Source organism: Palleronia pontilimi (assembly GCF_016412875.1).
Taxonomy (GTDB): domain Bacteria; phylum Pseudomonadota; class Alphaproteobacteria; order Rhodobacterales; family Rhodobacteraceae; genus Palleronia; species Palleronia pontilimi.
On the sequence record NZ_JAEKPD010000002.1, the window covers coordinates 194,193 to 213,499 of the forward strand.

At 65.1% G+C, this 19,307-nt stretch carries 20 protein-coding genes; 14 read left to right on the forward strand and 6 right to left on the reverse strand.

The genetic code is table 11. From position 1 onward, the window contains the following. Window positions 1-22 precede the first annotated feature (22 nt). The 12 genes from ILP92_RS03840 to ILP92_RS03895 all read left to right on the forward strand — a co-directional run bounded on the left by ILP92_RS03840 (window position 23) and on the right by ILP92_RS03895 (window position 11,947). On the forward strand, window positions 23-3,439 hold the full coding sequence (locus ILP92_RS03840; RefSeq protein WP_198915047.1) for an indolepyruvate ferredoxin oxidoreductase family protein: 3,417 nt from the start codon (window positions 23-25) through the stop codon (window positions 3,437-3,439). Between the two features lie 50 nt (window positions 3,440-3,489). Then, window positions 3,490-4,407: a lysophospholipid acyltransferase family protein gene (locus tag ILP92_RS03845; RefSeq protein ID WP_198915048.1), complete on the forward strand. Its 918-nt coding sequence runs from the start codon at window positions 3,490-3,492 to the stop codon at window positions 4,405-4,407. After that, the gene (locus ILP92_RS03850) at window positions 4,385-5,194 is read left to right on the forward strand and encodes a glutamate racemase (RefSeq protein WP_198915049.1); all 810 of its coding nucleotides are present in this window, start codon (window positions 4,385-4,387) and stop codon (window positions 5,192-5,194) included. The genes ILP92_RS03845 and ILP92_RS03850 overlap by 23 nt, the downstream gene beginning before the upstream one ends. Before the next feature lie 60 nt (window positions 5,195-5,254). Next, window positions 5,255-6,283: an N-acetyl-gamma-glutamyl-phosphate reductase gene (gene argC / locus ILP92_RS03855; RefSeq protein WP_198915050.1), complete on the forward strand. Its 1,029-nt coding sequence runs from the start codon at window positions 5,255-5,257 to the stop codon at window positions 6,281-6,283. Between the two features lie 7 nt (window positions 6,284-6,290). Beyond that, window positions 6,291-6,749 carry a cytochrome c maturation protein CcmE gene (ccmE, locus tag ILP92_RS03860; RefSeq protein ID WP_198915051.1) on the forward strand — a complete coding sequence of 153 codons (459 nt, stop codon included), beginning with the start codon at window positions 6,291-6,293 and terminating at the stop codon, window positions 6,747-6,749. Between the two features lie 44 nt (window positions 6,750-6,793). Further along, window positions 6,794-7,405 (forward strand): holin-associated N-acetylmuramidase, encoded by a 612-nt coding sequence (locus ILP92_RS03865; RefSeq protein ID WP_198915052.1) that lies wholly within the window; start codon window positions 6,794-6,796, stop codon window positions 7,403-7,405. Next, window positions 7,396-7,899: a holin family protein gene (locus ILP92_RS03870; RefSeq protein ID WP_198915053.1), complete on the forward strand. Its 504-nt coding sequence runs from the start codon at window positions 7,396-7,398 to the stop codon at window positions 7,897-7,899. Before ILP92_RS03865 ends, ILP92_RS03870 begins: the two co-directional genes overlap by 10 nt. Continuing rightward, on the forward strand, window positions 7,889-8,083 hold the full coding sequence (locus ILP92_RS03875; protein ID WP_198915054.1) for a hypothetical protein: 195 nt from the start codon (window positions 7,889-7,891) through the stop codon (window positions 8,081-8,083). Before ILP92_RS03870 ends, ILP92_RS03875 begins: the two co-directional genes overlap by 11 nt. 112 nt (window positions 8,084-8,195) lie before the next feature. After that, window positions 8,196-8,618, forward strand: a complete 423-nt coding sequence (locus ILP92_RS03880) for a hypothetical protein (RefSeq protein WP_198915055.1) — start codon at window positions 8,196-8,198, stop codon at window positions 8,616-8,618. Window positions 8,619-8,675: 57 nt separating this feature from the next. Next, window positions 8,676-10,652, forward strand: a complete 1,977-nt coding sequence (locus ILP92_RS03885; protein WP_198915056.1) for a heme lyase CcmF/NrfE family subunit — start codon at window positions 8,676-8,678, stop codon at window positions 10,650-10,652. Further along, window positions 10,649-11,098 carry a cytochrome c-type biogenesis protein gene (locus tag ILP92_RS03890; protein ID WP_198915057.1) on the forward strand — a complete coding sequence of 150 codons (450 nt, stop codon included), beginning with the start codon at window positions 10,649-10,651 and terminating at the stop codon, window positions 11,096-11,098. The genes ILP92_RS03885 and ILP92_RS03890 overlap by 4 nt, the downstream gene beginning before the upstream one ends. 72 nt (window positions 11,099-11,170) lie before the next feature. Further along, window positions 11,171-11,947 carry an enoyl-CoA hydratase-related protein gene (locus tag ILP92_RS03895; protein WP_198915058.1) on the forward strand — a complete coding sequence of 259 codons (777 nt, stop codon included), beginning with the start codon at window positions 11,171-11,173 and terminating at the stop codon, window positions 11,945-11,947. Here the strand turns inward: ILP92_RS03895 and ILP92_RS03900 are convergent. Then, window positions 11,944-12,720, reverse strand: coding sequence for a transglutaminase-like domain-containing protein (locus tag ILP92_RS03900; protein WP_198915059.1), 777 nt, complete (start codon window positions 12,718-12,720; stop codon window positions 11,944-11,946). The two genes, ILP92_RS03895 and ILP92_RS03900, sit on opposite strands and share 4 nt — an antisense overlap. 137 nt (window positions 12,721-12,857) lie before the next feature. Between ILP92_RS03900 and ILP92_RS03905 the strand changes: the two genes are divergently transcribed. After that, a complete protein-coding gene (locus ILP92_RS03905) occupies window positions 12,858-13,958 on the forward strand; it encodes an alkene reductase (RefSeq protein ID WP_368667835.1) in 1,101 nt (366 codons plus the stop codon). A gap of 71 nt (window positions 13,959-14,029) precedes the next feature. Here the strand turns inward: ILP92_RS03905 and ILP92_RS03910 are convergent, their stop codons facing one another. From ILP92_RS03910 to ILP92_RS03930, 5 genes are all read right to left on the reverse strand, one after another. Continuing rightward, complete coding sequence (locus ILP92_RS03910) at window positions 14,030-14,737, reverse strand: hypothetical protein (RefSeq protein WP_198915060.1); 708 nt, start codon at window positions 14,735-14,737, stop codon at window positions 14,030-14,032. Window positions 14,738-15,029: 292 nt separating this feature from the next. Beyond that, a complete protein-coding gene (locus tag ILP92_RS03915) occupies window positions 15,030-15,827 on the reverse strand; it encodes a hypothetical protein (RefSeq protein ID WP_198915061.1) in 798 nt (265 codons plus the stop codon). Between the two features lie 473 nt (window positions 15,828-16,300). Continuing rightward, window positions 16,301-17,095 carry a hypothetical protein gene (locus ILP92_RS03920; protein WP_198915062.1) on the reverse strand — a complete coding sequence of 265 codons (795 nt, stop codon included), beginning with the start codon at window positions 17,093-17,095 and terminating at the stop codon, window positions 16,301-16,303. 180 nt (window positions 17,096-17,275) lie between these two features. Then, entirely contained in the window at window positions 17,276-18,304 is a 1,029-nt protein-coding gene (locus ILP92_RS03925; protein WP_198915063.1) for an SPM autocatalytic domain-containing protein, read from the reverse strand. Further along, window positions 18,268-19,050, reverse strand: coding sequence for a hypothetical protein (locus ILP92_RS03930; protein WP_198915064.1), 783 nt, complete (start codon window positions 19,048-19,050; stop codon window positions 18,268-18,270). The genes ILP92_RS03925 and ILP92_RS03930 overlap by 37 nt, the downstream gene beginning before the upstream one ends. On the opposite strand from ILP92_RS03930, the gene ILP92_RS03935 reads away from it, so the two are divergent. Continuing rightward, window positions 19,049-19,207: a hypothetical protein gene (locus ILP92_RS03935; protein WP_198915065.1), complete on the forward strand. Its 159-nt coding sequence runs from the start codon at window positions 19,049-19,051 to the stop codon at window positions 19,205-19,207. The two genes, ILP92_RS03930 and ILP92_RS03935, sit on opposite strands and share 2 nt — an antisense overlap. Window positions 19,208-19,307: the final 100 nt, after the last annotated feature.

A 19,307-nucleotide genomic window follows, 5' to 3' on the forward strand; every position in this document is an offset into this window, starting at 1 on the left:
ATCTCATCAAGGGAGTGTGACCATGCGCCACGACGTGAGCCTTCAGGACAAGTACGACCTGTCGAAGCACCACGTCTTGCTGAACGGCACACAAGCGCTGGTGCGGCTGATGCTGATGCAGAAGGCGCGCGACCGGGCGGCGGGGCATGATACGGCCGGTTATGTCACCGGCTATCGCGGCTCGCCGCTGGGGGCGGTGGACCTGCAGATGGCCAAGGCGGGCAAGCTGCTGACCGCAAGCGACATCGTTTTCCAGCCCGGCCTGAACGAGGATCTCGCCGCCACCGCGCTGTGGGGCACCCAGCAGGCCGGGCTGCGCGGCGATGGCAAACATGACGGGGTCTTCGGCCTTTGGTACGGCAAGGGTCCCGGCGTCGATCGCTCGGGCGACGTGATGCGCCACGCCAACATGGCGGGCACCGCGCCCTTGGGCGGCGTGATCATGGCCATGGGCGACGATCACACCGGCGAATCCTCCACCACCTGCCACCAGTCCGACTGGGCCATGGTGGATGCCTACATGCCCGTGCTCAGCCCGGCGGGCGTGCAGGAAATCCTGGATTTCGGGCTTTACGGCTTCGCCCTGTCGCGGTTCGCGGGCGTCTGGGCCGGGCTGAAGCTGATGAAGGACACGGTCGAGGTCACGAGCGTCGTGGATGGCCGCCCCGACCGCATGTCGTTCGTGACGCCCGACTTCGCGTTGCCGCCCGACGGGCTGCACATCCGGCTGGCCGATCACTGGGTCGCGCAGGAAGCGCGGATGGTGAATTACAAGCGCCACGCGGCCGAGGCGTTTTCGCGCGCCAACCGCATGGACCGCCGGGTCTGGGGCAAGCCGGGCGCGAGTATCGGGCTGGTGGCGGCGGGCAAGAACTGGCTGGACCTGCAACACGCGCTGGGGCTTCTGGGCCTTGACGCGGGCGCGTGCGAGCGGCTGGGGATCACCACCTACAAGGTCGGCCAGACCTGGCCGCTGGACATGGACGGCTTCCACGACTGGGCCGAGGGGTTGGACCTGGTCATCGTGGTCGAGGAAAAGCGCAAGCTGATCGAGGTGCAGATCAAGGAGGCGCTGTTCGACGACCGCAAGGGCCGCCGCGTCTATGGCTGGCACAAGGGCGACACGTGGGAACATGGCCGCCGACTGGTGCTGTTTCCCGTCGCCATGGCGCTGGACCCGGTGCAGATCGCCGAAAAGCTGGGCGATATCTTCATCGAGGAAGGGCGCGACAGCGACCACATGCGCGGTGCGCTGGGTCGGGTGCGCGACGCGCGCCGCGCCGACAACGCCCCCGAGATCGCGTCCCGGCTGCCCTATTTCTGCGCGGGCTGCCCGCACAACACGTCGACCAAGGTGCCCGAAGGCTCGCGCGCCTATGCCGGGATCGGCTGTCACTTCATGGTGCAGTGGATGGACCGCGACACGCAGGGCTTCACTCACATGGGGGCAGAGGGCGCGAACTGGATCGGCGAGGCGCCGTTTTCCAAGACCCACCACGTCTTCCAGAACCTGGGCGACGGGACCTACAACCACTCGGGCCTGATGGCGATCCGCGCGGCGCTCGCGGCAAAGACCAACATCACCTACAAGATCCTCTACAACGACGCGGTGGCGATGACCGGCGGCCAGCCCAATGATGGCGACCTGCATCCCGACCGCATCGCGCGCGAAATCCAGGCGGCGGGCGTGAAGCATATCGCCGTCGTCTATGATCCCAAGGAAGAGCCGGTGCGCGACGGCTACCCAAAGGGGCTGACCTGGTATGAACGCGACGACATGCCCGCCGTGATGGAGCGGATGCGCGCGGTCGAGGGCGTCAGCGCCATCATCTACATCCAGACCTGCGCCGCCGAGAAGCGCCGCCGCCGCAAGCGCGGTACCTTCCCCGATCCCGACACCCGCGTCTTCATCAACACCGATGTCTGCGAAGGCTGCGGCGATTGCGGCGTGCAGTCGAACTGCGTCGCCATCGTGCCGGTCGAGACCGAGCTGGGCCGCAAGCGCGCCATCGACCAGTCCAGCTGCAACAAGGATTACAGCTGTCTGAAGGGCTTCTGCCCGTCCTTCGTCACCGTCGAGGGCGGCGAGATCCGCAAGGAAGCCACCGCCGAGATCGACGTAGGCCATCTGCCGGACCCCGAATTGCCGAAGATCGACGGCACGCACAACGTCGTCATCACCGGCGTGGGCGGCACCGGGGTCGTGACCATCGGCGCGGTGCTGGCGATGGCGGCGCATCTGGACGGCAAGGGCGCGGGCATGATGGAAATGGCGGGGCTGGCCCAGAAGGGCGGCGCGGTGCATATCCACTGCCGCCTGGCCGAGCGGCCCGAGGATATCAGCGCCATCCGCGTGGCCAGCGGCGAATGCGACGCGCTGGTAGGAGGCGACCTGGTGACCAGCGCGGGCGCCAAGACGCTGGGGCTGATGCGGACGGGGCGGACCGGGGGCGTGGTCAACAGCCACGAGATCATGACTGGCGATTTCACACGCGACACCGCGTTCCGAATCCCCGCGGACGAGCTGTCTATTGCCCTGGAGCGGCGCCTGGGAGACGATCTGCAGCTGTTCGATGCCTCCGAATTGGCGCGCGTGCTGATGGGCGACACGATCTTTTCCAACATGATCGTCTTCGGCGCGGTCTGGCAGCGCGGATTGATCCCGGTGGCCCATGACGCCATCCTGGCGGCGATCGAGATGAACGGCGCCGCGGTCGCGCGCAACCAGCGCGCGTTCGAGCTGGGACGCTGGGCGGCGGTGAACCCCGACGGCGTCGCGCGGGTCCTTCATCCAACCGTGGTCGCCAAGCCAAAGTCGCTGGACGAGCGCATCGCCTTTCGCGCCGAGCACCTGCGCGCATTTCAGGGCAAGCGGCTGGCGAAACGGTATCTGAAGCGGCTCGAAGGGATCACCGACCTCGAGGTGAAGGCCGCCGTGGCCGAGGGCTATCACAAGCTTCTGAGCTACAAGGATGAATACGAAGTGGCGCGACTTCTGCGCGCAACCCGCGCGCAAGTGGCCGAAACCTTCAACAGTGCTCCGAAACTGACCTATCACCTGGCGGCCCCGCTTGTGGCGAAGACCGGTGCCGACGGGCGCCCGGGTAAACGCGCCTTCGGGCCGTGGATCGAGCGTCTTTTTCCGCTGCTGGCGCGGATGAAGATGCTGCGCGGCACGCCGCTCGACCCCTTCGGCCGCACCGCCGAGCGCCGGTTGGAACGCGCGCTGATCGCCCAATACGAGGCTGACATCGACGCGGCCCTGCCCAAGGTGGGCTCTGCCCGCGACGCGGTGATCGCGCTGGCGCGGCTTCCGTTGGACATCCGCGGTTTCGGGCCGGTGAAACAGGCGAATGCGGATGCAGCCGCCCTGCGTCGCGAAGACCTGCTGGCGGCGATCGACGGGGGCGATGCAGGGATGCGACAGGCGGCGGAATAAGCCGCAGGTGGCGCTGCGGGCGGACGCCGTTCCGAGTTAGTCAGAAGGGCATGAAACGCTTCCGCCCTCCGACCGGCCGCCACGCGGCGCGCGATATCTCTTATGCCAGCGCGGCGCAGTCACGCAGCGGCCAGGCGCTGATCCGCGCGGTCGAGAACGCCACCGGTCGGCTGCGGCTGATCCGGCGCGCCAATGGCTATGGCGACGAGATCGCAGGGGGGCGGATGTTCTGGGACGTCATGGCGGAAAGGTACGGGCTGCGCCTGGACATCGTGGACGGCGCGTTGGATCTGATCCCGCGCGATGGGCCGCTGGTGGTGGTGTCGAACCATCCCTACGGGATCCTGGATGGGCTGATGATGGGCCTGATCCTGAGCCGGGCGCGGGGCGTTTTCCGGATCCTCGCCAATACCGTCTTTCGTCGCGCGGACGAATTGAACGGTGTCATCCTGCCCGTCAGCTTCGACGAGACGAAGGCGGCCCGGGCGCAGAACATCGGCTCGCGGAAGGCGGCGCTGGACTACCTGGCCGGTGGCGGCGCGATCGGCGTCTTTCCAGGCGGCACCGTGTCGACCGCGCCGCGCCCCTTCGGCGTCCCCCGTGATCCGATGTGGCGGGGCTTCACCGCGAAGATGATCGCCAGGTCCGGCGCGACGGTCGTGCCGATCCTGTTCCACGGCCACAATTCGCGCCTGTTCCAGCTTGCGTCGCACCTGCACCAGACGTTGCGGCTGGCGCTTTTGATCAAGGAATTCGGCGCGCGCGTCGATGCTCCGGTAAAGGTGAGCGTCGGCACTGCGATCCCGCCCACCGAACTGGCCGCCCGCGCGGGCGATGCGCGCGCAATGATGGACTTTCTGCGAGACACGACCTATGCGCTGTCACCGGAGCCGGTCCAATGCGGATACGGTTTCGAGTTCGAGCGGCGGTACAAGGCACTCACCCATGGCGATAGGCATATTCGATAGCGGATTGGGGGGCCTGACCGTGCTGGACGCGGTGCAGAGGCGTCTGCCGGACACTCCGTTCATCTACTTCGCCGACTCGGCCCACGCGCCCTACGGTGTGCGCGACGCCGACGACATCTTCGAGCTGACGACGGCTGCGGTGCAGGCGCTGTTCGACCGGGGCTGCGACCTGGTGATCCTGGCCTGCAACACGGCTTCGGCGGCGGCGCTTCGGCGGATGCAGGAAAGCTGGCTGCCCGAGGGCAAGCGCGTACTGGGCGTGTTCGTGCCGCTGATCGAGGCGCTGACCGAACGCCACTGGGGGGACAATTCGCCCCCGCGCGAGGTCGCGGTGCAGCACGTCGCGCTGTTCGCCACGCCCGCCACGGTGTCGAGCCGCGCGTTCCAGCGCGAACTGGCGTTCCGTGCCATCGGTGTCGATGTCGAGGCACAGGCCTGCGGCGGCGTGGTGGATGCCATCGAAGAGGGCGACATGATCCTGGCCGAGGCGCTGGTGCGCAGCCACGTGGACGCGCTGAAGCGCAAGATGCCGCATCCGCAGGCGGCCGTTCTGGGCTGCACCCATTACCCGCTGGTGCAGGAGATCTTCCAGGACGCGCTGGGCCCCGAGGTCAACGTCTTCAGCCAGGCGAACCTGGTGGCCGAAAGCCTGGCCGACTACCTCTCGCGGCATCCGAAGATGGTGGGCGCGGGCGAGGCGGGATACCTGACCACCGGCGATCCGAGGCGCGTATCGAACCGGGCCACCCAGTTTTTGAAGCGCAAGATCACCTTTGAGCAAGCTTGAGAGCATCCGAAAGGATGTCCCCGCGACTATCCTGGATAGTCGTGTTCCCGGAGAGAGAGCATGAGCCACAGTATCGCAATCCTTGGTGCTTCTGGATATACGGGCGCGGAACTGGTGCGTCTGATCGCCACCCATCCGAGCTTCAAAATCGTGGCGCTGAGCGCGGACCGCAAGGCGGGCCAGCCCATGGGGGCGGTGTTCCCGCATCTGCGGCACCTGGACCTTCCGGAGCTGGTGACCATCGACCAAATCGACTTCGGCGCCGTCGACCTGGTGTTCTGTGCCTTGCCCCACGCCACGTCACAGGCCGTGATCGCCACCCTGCCGCGCGATCTGAAGATCGTGGATCTCAGCGCCGATTTCCGGCTGCGCGACCCTGCGGCCTACGCGAAGTGGTACGGCAAGGCGCATGACGCGCCCGACCTGCAGGCCGAGGCGGTGTACGGGCTGACCGAGTTCTACCGCGACCAGATCCGGTCCGCGCGGCTGGTGGCGGGCACCGGTTGCAACGCGGCCACGGGGCAATACGCGCTGCGCCCCTTGATCGAGCGCGGGCTGATCGACCTCGACGACATCGTGATCGACCTGAAGGCCGGGGTCAGCGGGGCGGGGCGCGCGCTGAAGGAAAACCTGCTGCACGCCGAGCTGAGCGAGGGCACGCATGCCTACGGCGCGGGCGGCACCCACCGCCACCTGGGCGAGTTCGACCAGGAGTTCAGCGCCATCGCCGGGCGGCCGGTCGAGGTGCAGTTCACGCCGCACCTGTCGCCCGCCAACCGGGGCATCCTGGCCACGATCTACGTGAAGGGCGAGGCCGACGCGATCCACACGGCCTTCACCGATGCCTACACTGACGAGCCCTTCATCGTCGTGCTGCCCATGGGCGAGTTGCCGTCGACGCGCCATGTCCGGGGATCCAATTTCGTGCATCTCGGGGTCGTGGCGGATCGGCGCGCGGGGCGCACGATCGTCTTCGCGGCGCTGGACAACCTGACCAAGGGCTCGTCGGGGCAGGCATTGCAGAACGCCAACCTGATGTTATCTGAAGATGAGACCGCCGGGCTGATGATGGCCCCCGTCTTTCCGTGAGGCCGCGATGAAATCGCTCAAGAAACAGCGCCGGATCCAGGTCATCGCCGTCACGGCGGTGGCGCTGATCGTGTCGACCGCGCTGATCGGCTACGCGATGCGGGACGGCATCAACTTCTTCCGCTCGCCCAGCCAGGTGGCCGAGGCACCGCCGGGCCCGACCGAGGTGTTCCGCATCGGCGGTCTGGTCGAGGACGGAACGCTCAAGCGCGGGCAGGGCGAGACCGTGCTCTTCTCGGTCACCGATGGCGCCGCAAGCGTTCCGGTGGCCTATACCGGCGTGCTGCCGGACCTTTTCGGCGAAGGCGAAGGCATGGTCGGCACCGGCCGCTACGTCGACGGCACGTTCGTCGCCACCGAGATCCTGGCGAAACACGACGAATCCTACATGCCGGCCGAGGTGATCGACGCGCTGAAAGAGCAGGGCGTCTACCAGGATCCGAACGCAGAGTTGCCGACCAATTAACCGCGCCGCGCGACGGTGCTTTCCATCAGTTTCGAGGGAAAGCCATGCGCAGTATCGAAGACATCGCAGAAGAGATCGTGGCCCGCGAAGGCGGCTACGTGAACGACCCCGACGATCCGGGTGGCGCCACGAAATACGGCGTGACCATCGGCACGATGCGGCGGCTGGGCCTGGATCTTGACGGCGACGGTGACGTGGACGCGGGCGACGTGCGCCTGATGACCCGCGAGCGGGCGCGCGACATCTTCCTGCAGCATTACTTCCACCGGCCGCGCATCGCCGAGCTGCCCGAGAACCTGCAGGCAAGCGTGTTCGACATGTATGTGAACGCGGGCCGCAACGCCGTGCGAATCCTGCAAAAACTGCTGTGCGACATGGGGCAAACGGTCAGCATCGACGGGCTGATCGGCCCGCAGACGGCGGCGGCAGCCGCGCTGGCGCAGGCCCAGGCCCCGCACCATCTGCGCGATGCCTACGGGATCGCTCGGCGCAACTATTACTACCGCTTGGGTGACCGGCGCCCGTCCCTGCGCAAATTCGCGCGGCGGCGCGACGGGGGCAAGGGCGGCTGGATCACGCGGGCCGAAGAGTTCATGTCCCCCCGCTATCACCTGAGCCCCGGCGAACATGCGAAGCGGGTGATGGCATGGGCATGATAGACAAACTCATGGGTGCGGTTTTCGGCTCGGGCAACAAGGCGCTGGTCGAGACGATCGAGGTCTTTCGCGAAAACTCCGAGGCCGGGGCCGAGCGCGATGCCGAACGGGCGAAGGCCGCGCTCGAGCAATTCGCATCCGAGTTCGCGCGGACCCAGAAAGGCGGCTTCGACCGTTTCATGGACGGTCTGAACCGCGTCCCGCGTCCCGCCATGGCCTTGGGCACGCTGGGGCTGTTCGCGGCCGCCATGATCGACCCGGCATGGTTTTCCTCGCGGATGCAGGGCCTTGCGCTGGTGCCCGAGCCGCTTTGGTGGCTTCTCGGGGCGATCGTGTCCTTCTATTTCGGCGCCCGTCACCAGGTGAAGGGACAGGAATTCCAGCGCTCGCTGGCGCAGACCCTGGCAGTGGCGCAGGCCGCCGCGCCGCGCCCGGAGCCAGGCGATGACACCAATGCTGCGCTGCGGGATTGGAAGGGATCCGATGGCGTCTGACCTGGTCCTGAAGTTGGTGGCCGAGCATGGGCCGTGGGTGATGCTGGTCTTCTACCTGCTTTATCGCGACGGGCAGAAGGACGCGGCCACGCGCGAGATGCTGAACAAGAACACGGCCCTTCTGACGGAAATGACCACGCTGATCCGCGACCGTATGCCCGTGAGCTACGGGAGCTACCGATGATCTGGTGCAGGATCCGCCGATTCATCCTGGGGCGCGCCTTCCTGCGCGACTTGGCCCGCAACCGCGCTGCCGCCGACAGGCTGGACCGCGCATTGAGAGAGGTGATGGGGAAATGAAGATTGCCCTGACGCTGACCGCGATCAGCTTCGTCGCCCTGAGCGGGGTTGAAACCCTCTACGGGCAGGATGCGACGTACCAAGTGGCCTCGGGAGGGATCATCGCCATGTCGGCGATCATCGCGGGGACGTTCCTGTGGCTCTGGCGGGTGCGCGCCACGCCGCTGGCGCTGGGGATGTCCTTCAGCTGGTCGGGCAGCGCGCTGGTCCTGGCCTGGTGGTGGGCGCTGGCCGCGCGGGGCGTATCGACCAGCATGAGCGACCATCCCGCGCTGATGGGCTTCGTGGCGATCTATACCACCGGCGCCGTGCTTCACTTCACGGTGATCGAGGGCTCGCTTGGCTGGCCCCGCCACAGCGGCGCCGTGATCCCCCTGCTGGCCTTCGCGGCATCGGGGCTCGCGACCTGGCTGATCTGAAGTCACGGTCGCGGGTGTCGCATTGGCACCGCCGCGTGGGCCGGATAAGATGACCTCATGTTTATCGAACTCGGTCATTTCGCCCTTATCCTCGCCCTCGTGCTGGCCGTCGTTCAGACGGTGCTGCCCCTTCTTGGCGCGTCGCGCGGCTGGGACAGCGCGATGGCGGCGGGCGGTCCCGCCGCGACGGCCCAGTTCGGCTGCCTGGCGCTGGCTTTCGGCGCCTTGACCTACGGCTTCGTGACATCGGATTTCTCGCTGTCGCTGGTGGCGGCGAACTCGCATACCGATAAACCGATGCTCTACAAGGTCACGGGCGTCTGGGGGAATCACGAGGGCTCGATGCTGCTCTGGTGCGTGATCCTGGCGCTTTACGCCGCCATGGCCGCCACGTTTGGCACCAATCTCAGGCCCAGCCTGCGGGCGCGGGTGTTGGGTGTGCAAGGCGCGATCAGCGTCGCGTTCCTGAGCTTTCTGATCTTCACCTCCAACCCGTTCACCCGCCTGAGCGTGCCGCCCATGAACGGGTCCGACCTGAACCCGCTGCTGCAGGATCCCGGCTTGGCGTTCCACCCGCCGTTTCTCTACCTCGGCTACGTGGGTTTGAGCATGGCGTTCAGCTTCGCCGTCGCGGCGCTGATCGAAGGACGCGTGGACGCGGCCTGGGGACGCTGGGTGCGGCCCTGGACGCTGGCCGCGTGGTTGTTCCTGACCGTTGGCATCGCGCTGGGCTCGTGGTGGGCCTATTACGAGCTTGGCTGGGGCGGCTTCTGGTTCTGGGACCCGGTGGAAAACGCCAGCTTCATGCCGTGGCTGATCGCGGCGGCCTTGCTGCATTCGGCCATCGTGGTCGAAAAGCGCGAGGCGCTGAAGAGCTGGACCATCCTGCTGGCGATCCTGGCCTTCGGGTTTTCGCTGATCGGCGCGTTCATCGTGCGCTCGGGCGTGCTGACCTCGGTCCATGCCTTCGCCAACGATCCCGAGCGCGGCGTCTACCTGCTGGCGATCACCGGCGTCTTCATGGGCGGTGCGCTGATGCTCTACGCCGTGCGGGCCAGCGCGATGGAGGCCAAGGGTGTCTTCGGGCTGGCCTCCCGCGAAAGCGCGCTCGTCGCCAACAACGTGCTGCTCGCCGTGTCGGCCTTCGTGGTCTTCATCGGCACGGTCTGGCCGCTGCTGGCCGAAATGGTGTGGGACCGCAAGCTCAGCGTCGGCGCGCCCTTCTTCGATGCGGCCTTCACGCCCTTCATGGTCGCCCTGGCGGCGCTTCTGCCCCTGGGGTCGCTGATGCCCTGGAAACGGGCGAAGATGGACCGGGTGATGGCACCGCTCTGGGGGGCGCTGGCGCTTTCCATCACGATGGGCGCCCTGGTCTGGGTCATCCAGACCGGCGGCTCGATGCTGGCACCCTTCGGTGCTGTGCTGGCGTCCTGGGTGGTGATGGGTGTCCTTGTGGATCTCTGGACGCGCGCCGGTCGGGGGCGCGAATTTTCGGCGAAAATTCGGCGTCTCAGGCGACTGCCGCGCGCCGATTGGGGCAAGTCGGTCGCCCATACGGGCTTCGGCGTGACGCTGTTCGGCATCTGCGCGCTGACCGCCTGGCAGGTCGAGGACATCCGCGTGGCGCAGGAAGGCGAAAGCTTCGACGTGGCGGGCTACACGATCACGCTGGCCGACGTGCGCGGGGCGCGCGGTCCCAATTACGAGGCGACATTGGCGGTGATGGAGATCGCGCGTGGCGACCGGTCCGTCGCGACGCTGATCCCCGAAAAACGCTTCTACCCCGTCGCGCGCATGCCCACGACCGAGGCGGCGATCGATAACGGCATCCTGCGCGACATCTACGTCGTGATCGGCGATCCGCAGGACGGCGGGGGCTGGGCCGTTCGGACCTATATCAAGCCGTTCGCCAACTGGATCTGGGCGGGCTGCATCATCATGGCGCTGGGCGGTTGCCTGAGCCTGTCGGATCGGCGCCACAGGGTGGCCGCGGGGGCCGCGAAGGCCCCGCCCGCAGCGGTGCCCGCCGAATGATCCGCGTTGCGGTGCTTGTCTGGCTGCTCGCGATGCCCGCCTTCGCGGTGCAGCCGGACGAGATCCTGCAGAACCCCGCGCTGGAGGCGCGCGCGCGGGAGCTTTCGAAGAACCTGCGCTGCCTTGTCTGCCGCAACGAGAATATCGACGAATCCAACGCCGATCTGGCGCGCGATCTGCGGCTGGCCGTGCGCGAGCGGCTGGTGGCGGGCGATGACGATGCCGAAGTCATCGACTACCTCGTCACGCGCTACGGCGAATACGTTCTTCTCAGGCCCAACGCGCGCGGCGTGAACCTGGTTCTCTGGCTGGCAGGGCCGATCATGGCCTTGGGCGGGGGGCTGATCGCACTGACCTATCTGCGGCGGCGCAAGGGGGCGGATGTGCGGCCCGACCCGCTGAGCGATGCCGAACGGGCCCGGCTGGAAGAGCTGACCGGCGACTGACGGGGCGTCGGGCTTTGCGAAGCGTGCCCGCCGTGCCATCAAGGCGGCAACGCTTCGCGAAAGGATCCTGCGATGAACTACGAGACCATCCGCCTGTCGGTTCGCGACGGCGTCGCCGTTCTCACCTTCCGCCGTCCCGAAAAGATGAACGCGCTCACAGCGCAGATGCGGGCAGAGATCCTGCACGCGGTCAAGAATCCCGGGGAAGACGCGCGCGTGCTGGTGATGACGGGGCAGGGCGCGTCGTTTTGCTCAGGCCAGGATCTGGGTGACAGCGTCAGCCTGGACCAGGCCGACCTGGAACGCGTGCTGCGCGATGAATACGAGCCCATGCTGAAGGCCATCTACGACAGCCCGATCCCGACGATCAGCGCGGTCAACGGACCGGCGGCGGGCGCGGGTGCGAACCTGGCGCTGTCGGCGGACGTGGTGATCGCCACGCAAAGCGCGGTGTTCCTGCAGGCGTTCACGCGGATCGGGCTGATCCCGGATGCCGGTGGCACCTATTGGCTGCCGCGCCAGATGGGATTCGCAAAGGCCATGGGGGCGGCGCTGTTCGCCGAGCCGGTGACTGCACGCCAGGCGGCCGATTGGGGCATGATCTGGGAAGCGGTCGACGACGACGCCTTCCAGGATCACTGGTGGAGCCGTGCCCAACATCTGGCAAAGGGGCCGACCGTGGCCTATCGCAACGTGAAGCGGGCCTTGCGCGGCACCTACGAGAACGGCCTGCAGGCGCAGCTGGACCTAGAAGCGTCGCTTCAGGGGGAATGCGGGCAGACGCGGGACTTCAAGGAAGGCGTCGTTGCGTTCCTGGAAAAGCGCAAGCCCGACTACCAGGGCCGCTAGGCCTGCGAGACGGTGATCCGCTGATCTTTCAGCGTCACCCAGCCATAGCTTGTGAGAAAAGCGATGTCGGCGGCGTCGCGGCCCACGCCGATGATCGCGGTCTCTGAGGCGCTCGCCATCCCGGTCGGATCGACGATGCGCCAGTCCCCGTCCAGCCAGACCTGAACGACGGCGTGGAAATCCTGCGGCGTGACGCGCGGCGCGTAGCAACTGACCATGCGCGCTGGGATCGCCGCGGCGCGGGCGAGCGAGATCATCACGTGGGCGTAATCGCGGCAGATGCCGCGGCGTGACACGAAGGTGTCGATGGCGGTGGTCGTGGCTTGCGAGGCTCCGGGCGCGTAGGTGAACCGCGTTTCGATCCAGCGCGCGACCGCGTCCACGAAGGCCCCGCCCGACAGGTGGCCGAACTGCGAGTCGGTGAAGCTTTGGAACTCGTCGGACGGGCAGAAGCGGGACGCCATCAGGTAGCGAACGGCCTCGTGCGGCAATTGGTGGACGGGATCCTGGGACAGGGTGCTCAGGTCCGGGTCGGACCGGTCGATCCGGATCTCGGCGTTGTAGCTGCAGATCAGGCGTTGATCGCAATGCAGCCAGACCCGCGTGCCCACGCCGTCCTCGGCCGCGATCCGGTGCAGATGCGCCGTCTGGCCGGGATCGAACTTGGCGCCGATCACGGACTGGTCGGGCATGGCGGCGGCTTCGATCTGGACCAGCAGATCGGCGGGCGCTTCGATGCCGTAATCGAGGGTGGCCGAGACGTTGAGGCGCATCCGGGCGCTCCTTGATGTGAGGGATGTGGACCGGCGCACATCGCATGCGCGGCATTTGAGCGAGGGGGGCGGGAACGCAGCGTGTCCGACCTCGTTACCCATCCGAAGACGGAAACACCACGAAAGGATCCAGTCGAATGCCCGATATGAGCAATCTTTTTTCGCCGATCATGATGGGCGGCGTCGAGCTGCCCAACCGCGTCCTGATGGCGCCCCTGACGCGCAACCGGGCGCAGTCGGACGGCACGCCCAAGGACATGGCGCAGATCTACTATGCCCAGCGGGCCAGCGCGGGCATGATCCTGACCGAGGCCACCCAGGTCTGCGCCATGGGCAAGGGCTACCTCGACACGCCGGGCATCTATACCGACGATCACGTGACGGGCTGGAAGAAGATCACCGATGCGGTGCACGCGCAGGGCGGCCGGATCTACATGCAGCTGTGGCATGTGGGCCGGATCAGCCACGTGTCGCTCTTGCCCGAAGGCCGCAAGCCTTTGGCGCCCTCGGCGGTGCGGGCCGACCAGCAGACCTTCACCGCCAACGGGTTCGAGGATTGCTCGGAACCCGAAGTCATGAGCGTCGAGCAGATCCGCGAGACCATCGAGCATTTCCGCCACGGCGCCGAGATGGCGAAGAAGGCGGGGTTCGACGGGGTCGAGGTCCACGCCGCGAATGGCTATCTTCTGGACCAGTTCCTGAAGGACGGCGTCAACAAGCGCGATGACGATTACGGCGGCACGCCCGAAAAGCGGATGCGGATCGTGTCGGAAATCATCGACGCGGTGGCCACTGTCTGGCCGCGCGACCGGATCGGCGTGCGCGTATCGCCCTACGGCAATTTCAACGACATGTCCGACAGCGACCCGGAGGCGCATTTCACGCCGGTCTACAAGATGCTGAGCGACAAGAAGCTGGCCTATCTGCACGTGGTCGAGCAATTCCCGGGCAGCGAGACGGACGACGCGACGATGCAAAGCCTGAAGCGGTTGGGCGATCTTTACGACGGGTTCATCATCAGCAACGGCGGCTACACGCCGGAGAAAGCGTCGCAGGCGGTCGCGTTGGGGCATTGCCACGCGGTGACCTTCGGGCGCGACTTCATCGCCACGCCGGACCTGCCCGAACGCATCCGCACGGGCGTCGCGTTGAACGAGCCGGACCCCGACACGTTCTATGGCGGCGGCGAGGAAGGGTACATCGACTATCCCTTCATGGACGAAATCAAGGCCGCCTGAGCGGTATCCAATCCGGCAAAACCAAAGGCCGCCCCCCGGGGGCGGCCTTTTTCTCGAGCGACTTTCGGGGGTCAAGCCACTTCGAGCGGGTCCTGGAATGGGTCTTCCGGAGTGTCGAAATCCGCCTGTTGTTCCTCGGTGAGCGGGTCGAGCAGCAGCAGATCGTCGTCGCCGGTGACCGCGCCGTCGAGCCCGGTGCCAAGGTCGCCGTAATCCACCTGCGTTTCGTCCTCGAGGACTTCGGCTTGCGGGGGTGCGTCCTGGGTCGCATCTTCCGCCGGGGGCTGCTCTTGCGGCGGCTCGTCCATTTCGGTGGCCGCGGGCGCGCTCCCGCCGATCGTCACGCTGGCGTCGCTGGCCTCTGCGTCCTCCAGGACAACGGTGAAATCCATGGCCTCGATATCAAGCAGGCTGAGATCGAATTGGGGGTGGGACAGCGTGAAAGAGGTCTCGTCCGGCTCGTCCGAACCGCGCCCCGCGGGTCCGAGCTTCACGCTGACATCCTGTGCCTCGGGGTCGTTCGTCTTGCCGCCTTTGAAGCCGGGCCCCTTGCCGGGATTGTCGAACGCGTTTTCGTTTGGGGACGATTTCGAGATGTTCGCGCCCTTCGCGATCAGCCCGTCCAACAGGTCCGGGTCGGCAAAGTCGAAAGACACGTTCTTGATATCCCCGGCCGCGCCATCGTCATTCAGGACGCTCAGCGTCATGTCCAGGTCGCCCTTTGCGGTTTCACTGACGGTGATCTCGATATCCACGTCGCCGGAAATGACGAACGTCATGTTGGCAAACTCTTCCGCTCCAGTTTTTCGGCCCATGCCCTACTCCAATATGCTGTTGTTCAGGCACGAGATTGACTCAGTTTGGGGCGAATTTTTGACAAGGCATTTTACGGCCGGATCACGGTTCAGAATGGTTAACAAAGCGTAATCGGACGTTGCATTGTGCACCGATCTTTGCCGGGAGACGGCTTAATTCAAAAAAATCTGGCAGCGCGCATCACGCTTGCCGACATTTCGAATAAAAAAGGGCCACCGAATTGGGCGGCCCTTTAAATTCTCTTCTGCACTGGTCTCAGCCGATTGGCATCGGATCGGCGATCAGGTCTTCGGGCTCGTCGAAGGCTGCGATCTCTTCGTCCGTGAGCGGTTCGAGCCACGGCAGATCCGTGCCGTCCAACACCGGCTCTTCCGTCGGGCCGTCGACCGGATCGATCTGCTCCGGTGGCGTATCTGACAGCAATGCGTCCTCGGCGGTGGGCTGTGCGTCGATCGGCTCGTCCGGCGGCATCCCGTCGATGGGCAGGTCCGCGATGGGCTCATCCACCACGGGTTCGTCGATCGGGATGTCGTTGTCGACCGGCGTGCCGTCAGGATCATCTACACCATCAAGAACGGTCGCTTCGGGTGCCGTTCCGCCGATTTTCAGCGAACCGTCACGCGAACCGTCAATCTCGCCGACCGACGTCATGCGGACACCGAAATCCATGTTCTCGATATCGGCCAGGCTCAGGTCGTAATCGGGATGGCTGAGCGTGAACGAGGTCATTTGGATGTCGTCCTTGGCCATCCCGGACGTGCCAAACCGAACACCGATGTCGAAAAGATCGGTGTCGTTGACCAGCTCGCCCTTGATGTTCACGCCACCGCCAAGATTGTCCACGGCATCGTATTCGAATTGGCTGTTCGTGATATCGGCACCGTCCGCCGTCAGGCTTCCGACGAGATCCGGATCCCCGAAATCGAAGAAAAGACCGTTCAGATCGGCGGTCATTTCACCTTCCATGACCTCAACCGTGAATTCCAGACAGCCATCGGCGGTCTCGGTCACCGTCACCTTCACGTTGACGTCGCCAGCCAGGACGAATTCCATGCTCGCAGGTACTACTTCAGTTGCTAATTCTTCCATTGTCTCACTCCGCCTTAAGCCCCTTGCGGAGTGAATGACCGCACTTTGAGGCAAGTTTTAGGCAAGTGTGTTTGAGCAGCAGACTTGTTGTCCGATCGTGGATAAAGCTGTGACGATCGAGTGATTTCAGGCTATATTCAAAACAGAGATCCGCCGTAATTCGCATTAACCTGTATTTCGACGTTCGTTCTAAGTCCCCCTGGTCCGATTGCGCCCGCTTCGATTCGCGGATGCGGTCGAAGGCTTTCCGCCGGGGCCTTAATTCAGAGGAGCAACCAGCCCTCGATCAGAGATATAGCTAAATGAATTCGGCGAGTGATCCGGGGCGGACTTGGGTGTCGGCCTTGGTCGGAAATCATCCGAGCTCTGGGATGATCGCCCGGATCCGATTGGGCGGATGGCGGATCGCGCCTGGGACGCGATCCGCATCATTCGTGTCAGAGGATCGAGAAATCGTCGGTGATCACGCCGGGATCGAGCGGATTGTCCACCAGCAGGCCACCGTCGATGGTCGTGCTCGGATCGCTCAGGCCAAAGTCGAGCTCGCCACCCAGCAGCGGATCGTCGCCCAGAAGGGGATCGTCAAAGCCGTCCCCTGGACCGCCGAGATCCCCGAAATCGAACTCGTCATCGCCCGGGGGCGGGTTGTCGGGCAGATCGCCACCGCCGCCCGAAGGCAGGTCGTCGACAACATCATCGACCGGATCTTCGATGGCGGGCGCATCGGGGCTGGTTCCGCCCAGCTTCAGCGAACCGTCTCGGCTGCCGCCAATTTCGCCGACGGACGTCAGGCGCACCGCGAAATCCATGTTCGCTACGTTTTCTAGCGTCAGCGGCTCAGACCCGTGGGTGAGCGTGAAGGTGGTGAACTGGATGTCGTCCTTCGACATGCCCGATGTGCCCAGACGCGCGCCCGCGTCGAATAGATCGGTGTTGTTGATCAGGTCGCCCTTGATGTTGACGCCGCCGCCCAGGTTCGACACCCCGTCATATTCGAACTGGGTATTGGTGACCATTTCGCCGTCGATCATCAGACCATCCACCAGGCCGGGATTGGCGAAGTCGAAGAACAGCCCGTTCAGGTCGCCGATCATCCCATTCTTGGTCAGGACGTCGACCGTGAAGGTCAGACCGCCTTCGCCGTTTTCGGTCACGGTGACTTCGACGTTCACCTCGCCTTCGATGATGAAGCTCATGCTGCGAGCGGTGATCGGGTTCGTCATATCTGTCATGTCTTGCTCCACGCGGTATCCGGTTGGCGGAGCGGTCCCATTTCACTGGGGCAACATTCGGGCGTGGACATGATAGATTTGGTCCCTCGCATCAAACTGGAGACAATAAGGCCGCGCGATGGAAATACGCGCGGCCCCTGACACAATTAACCCTGACGGGGGATGAAACGGGTCGGCCCGTCAGGCGAATGCGACGCCGTCGATCTCGACGCTTTCGTCGAAGGCGAAGTCGTCTTCGCTTTCATCCACCGGGATCATCGGAAGCGGGAAGGACGGATCGAGCTCGGTTTGAGGCCGCGTGATATCGTCGATCGGCTCGGGATCCAGGGTCGGCTCACCGTCGATGACGACGCCCGGATCAATCGTCGGATCCGGCAAATCCGCGCCTTCGATGACGGCCAGCGATTTCATCAGGAACTCGCCGCGGTCGTTTTCATCAAGGCAGAAGCCGATGGCGATTTCCGAGACGCCGAACTCCTTCACCGAGATGAATTCGCCATCTTCCGCCACGGCGTCCCCGTCGTCGATCCAGAACTCCAGCCCGTCAAGCTCGTCGTCGATCAGAACGCCGTCGCCATTGGCGTCCAGCAGGACTGACATCTTGTGATAGCCGTTGACGTATTTGCCGCCCTCGTCGCCGAACAGCCGCGCGCCGTCCATGTCGTTCATGGCGTTGCCGTCACGATTGTCGATCAGGAAGCCGTCGCCGTCGCCTGTCAGCCATTCCATCGTGTCAGCCTTGCCGTCGGCGTCGATGTCGAAGCTGACAGTGTCGCCCAGCTGGTTGCCCGCCGGGTCCATCGCCGTGGTCGCGCCGGTGGTCGCGATCTTGCCGTCCATGTTCAGATCGAAGGTCACTGGCGAATGGGGGTCGTAATCCTTGACGCACAGGTCCAGCGTGCCGTCGGTCATGTTGCCTTCGCCGTCCTGGGTCGTCAGGCCGAACGAGACATCGCCGGGCAGCTCGTAGACTTCCTTGTCGGTGATCTCGATGCCTTCGCCGATGATCTTGATAGCGACCTTGTCGTGGCCGATGTCGAGCTTGTCGATGATGATCTCTGTCGCGCCCAGATCGGCCATGAGCGCTTCGACCGATGACGTGTCGATCTGGGTCACCAGGTCGTCGGCGCCTTCGCCGAACAGGCCCGCGGTCTCGAACTCGACCTCGAGCGTCAGCTTGTCGCCGCCGCGGCTGTAGTCCCATTCCATCTTGGTGAGCTCTTCGTCGTCCTTGCAGAGTGCATAGTCTCCTGCCCTGGGGCGACGCCGAACCAGACGTCTTCGGTCATCATCAGCTGGTCGGGGATGTCGCGGTCGGGGTCGTAATCGTGGAAGCTGTCGACGATTGCCGCGCATTCGGTGGGTCCGTAATCCCCGAGCACCTCTTCGATCTGGGCCTTGTTGGCCGCGCTGAGGTAGTCCGCGTAGCTTTCCATCATGGCGTCGAGATCGGTTTCGGCCAGCGCGTGGATCGGCGCGTCTTCCGCGCCCATGTGCAGCGCGATCTCGGCCGTGTCGCCGTCGGCGTCCTCGATGGTCAGGCCCATGGGCAGCACTTCGAGCTGTGCCGCCACCTGGGCTTCGGTGGCGGTGATGCCGTTCGCCACCAACTCGAACACGATCTCGTCGTCCTTGACCACGAACTTGGTGAAGCTCATGTCCGTCGCGCCCAGATCGGCCACCAGACCTTCGATCAGCGTGGTGTCGAAGCCCGCGAAGGAACTGCCCGTGTCCTTGCCGACCAGGTCTTCGAGCTTGATCGAGACCTTCAGCGTCAGCGTGCCGTCATCGGCCTTGTAGTCGTATTCGTTGCGTTCGACCTGGGTGTTGTCGGCGAAGAAGAACAGGATGTTGTCGAACCAGTGATGCGACAGGGACGATTGGAAGGTGAAAAGCTCTTCCACCGTGGGAAAGGCGCTGGGTGTATGGACGGTGCCGGAAGGGTTCATGTGCATGACGGGTTCGCAGTCCTCGAATTACAGTTCCGCCCCCGCAGAAGCCCGCATCCGCAACCCCGCGCTGGCCGGGATCGCGTCGCTGGCGCGACCGGGATCGTTCGTGGATGTGGCGAAATTCGGGCAGCGGCCGATCCAGCCGGTTTTCGGGCCGTGACCGGAAACGATGCAGCTCAATTGAGTAAAATTGTCGAGGAACGAAACGAAAAAGGCCGCCCCAGCCGGGCGGCCCATTCATGGCATGCCGAGGTGTCGGC

What these genes read in the sequence shown, in the direction of transcription:
- ILP92_RS03840 (WP_198915047.1), top strand. Translation starts at nt 23, where the DNA reads ATGCGCCACGACGTGAGCCTTCAGGACAAGTACGACCTGTCGAAGCAC.
- ILP92_RS03845 (WP_198915048.1), top strand. Translation starts at nt 3,490, where the DNA reads ATGAAACGCTTCCGCCCTCCGACCGGCCGCCACGCGGCGCGCGATATC.
- ILP92_RS03850 (WP_198915049.1), top strand. Translation starts at nt 4,385, where the DNA reads ATGGCGATAGGCATATTCGATAGCGGATTGGGGGGCCTGACCGTGCTG.
- argC (WP_198915050.1), top strand. Translation starts at nt 5,255, where the DNA reads ATGAGCCACAGTATCGCAATCCTTGGTGCTTCTGGATATACGGGCGCG.
- ccmE (WP_198915051.1), top strand. Translation starts at nt 6,291, where the DNA reads ATGAAATCGCTCAAGAAACAGCGCCGGATCCAGGTCATCGCCGTCACG.
- ILP92_RS03865 (WP_198915052.1), top strand. Translation starts at nt 6,794, where the DNA reads ATGCGCAGTATCGAAGACATCGCAGAAGAGATCGTGGCCCGCGAAGGC.
- ILP92_RS03870 (WP_198915053.1), top strand. Translation starts at nt 7,396, where the DNA reads ATGGGCATGATAGACAAACTCATGGGTGCGGTTTTCGGCTCGGGCAAC.
- ILP92_RS03875 (WP_198915054.1), top strand. Translation starts at nt 7,889, where the DNA reads ATGGCGTCTGACCTGGTCCTGAAGTTGGTGGCCGAGCATGGGCCGTGG.
- ILP92_RS03880 (WP_198915055.1), top strand. Translation starts at nt 8,196, where the DNA reads ATGAAGATTGCCCTGACGCTGACCGCGATCAGCTTCGTCGCCCTGAGC.
- ILP92_RS03885 (WP_198915056.1), top strand. Translation starts at nt 8,676, where the DNA reads ATGTTTATCGAACTCGGTCATTTCGCCCTTATCCTCGCCCTCGTGCTG.
- ILP92_RS03890 (WP_198915057.1), top strand. Translation starts at nt 10,649, where the DNA reads ATGATCCGCGTTGCGGTGCTTGTCTGGCTGCTCGCGATGCCCGCCTTC.
- ILP92_RS03895 (WP_198915058.1), top strand. Translation starts at nt 11,171, where the DNA reads ATGAACTACGAGACCATCCGCCTGTCGGTTCGCGACGGCGTCGCCGTT.
- ILP92_RS03900 (WP_198915059.1), bottom strand. Translation starts at nt 12,720, where the DNA reads ATGCGCCTCAACGTCTCGGCCACCCTCGATTACGGCATCGAAGCGCCC.
- ILP92_RS03905 (WP_368667835.1), top strand. Translation starts at nt 12,858, where the DNA reads ATGCCCGATATGAGCAATCTTTTTTCGCCGATCATGATGGGCGGCGTC.
- ILP92_RS03910 (WP_198915060.1), bottom strand. Translation starts at nt 14,737, where the DNA reads ATGACGTTCGTCATTTCCGGCGACGTGGATATCGAGATCACCGTCAGT.
- ILP92_RS03915 (WP_198915061.1), bottom strand. Translation starts at nt 15,827, where the DNA reads ATGGAATTCGTCCTGGCTGGCGACGTCAACGTGAAGGTGACGGTGACC.
- ILP92_RS03920 (WP_198915062.1), bottom strand. Translation starts at nt 17,095, where the DNA reads ATGACAGATATGACGAACCCGATCACCGCTCGCAGCATGAGCTTCATC.
- ILP92_RS03925 (WP_198915063.1), bottom strand. Translation starts at nt 18,304, where the DNA reads ATGGAATGGGACTACAGCCGCGGCGGCGACAAGCTGACGCTCGAGGTC.
- ILP92_RS03935 (WP_198915065.1), top strand. Translation starts at nt 19,049, where the DNA reads ATGACGGGTTCGCAGTCCTCGAATTACAGTTCCGCCCCCGCAGAAGCC.
- ILP92_RS03930 (WP_198915064.1), bottom strand. Translation starts at nt 19,050, where the DNA reads ATGCACATGAACCCTTCCGGCACCGTCCATACACCCAGCGCCTTTCCC.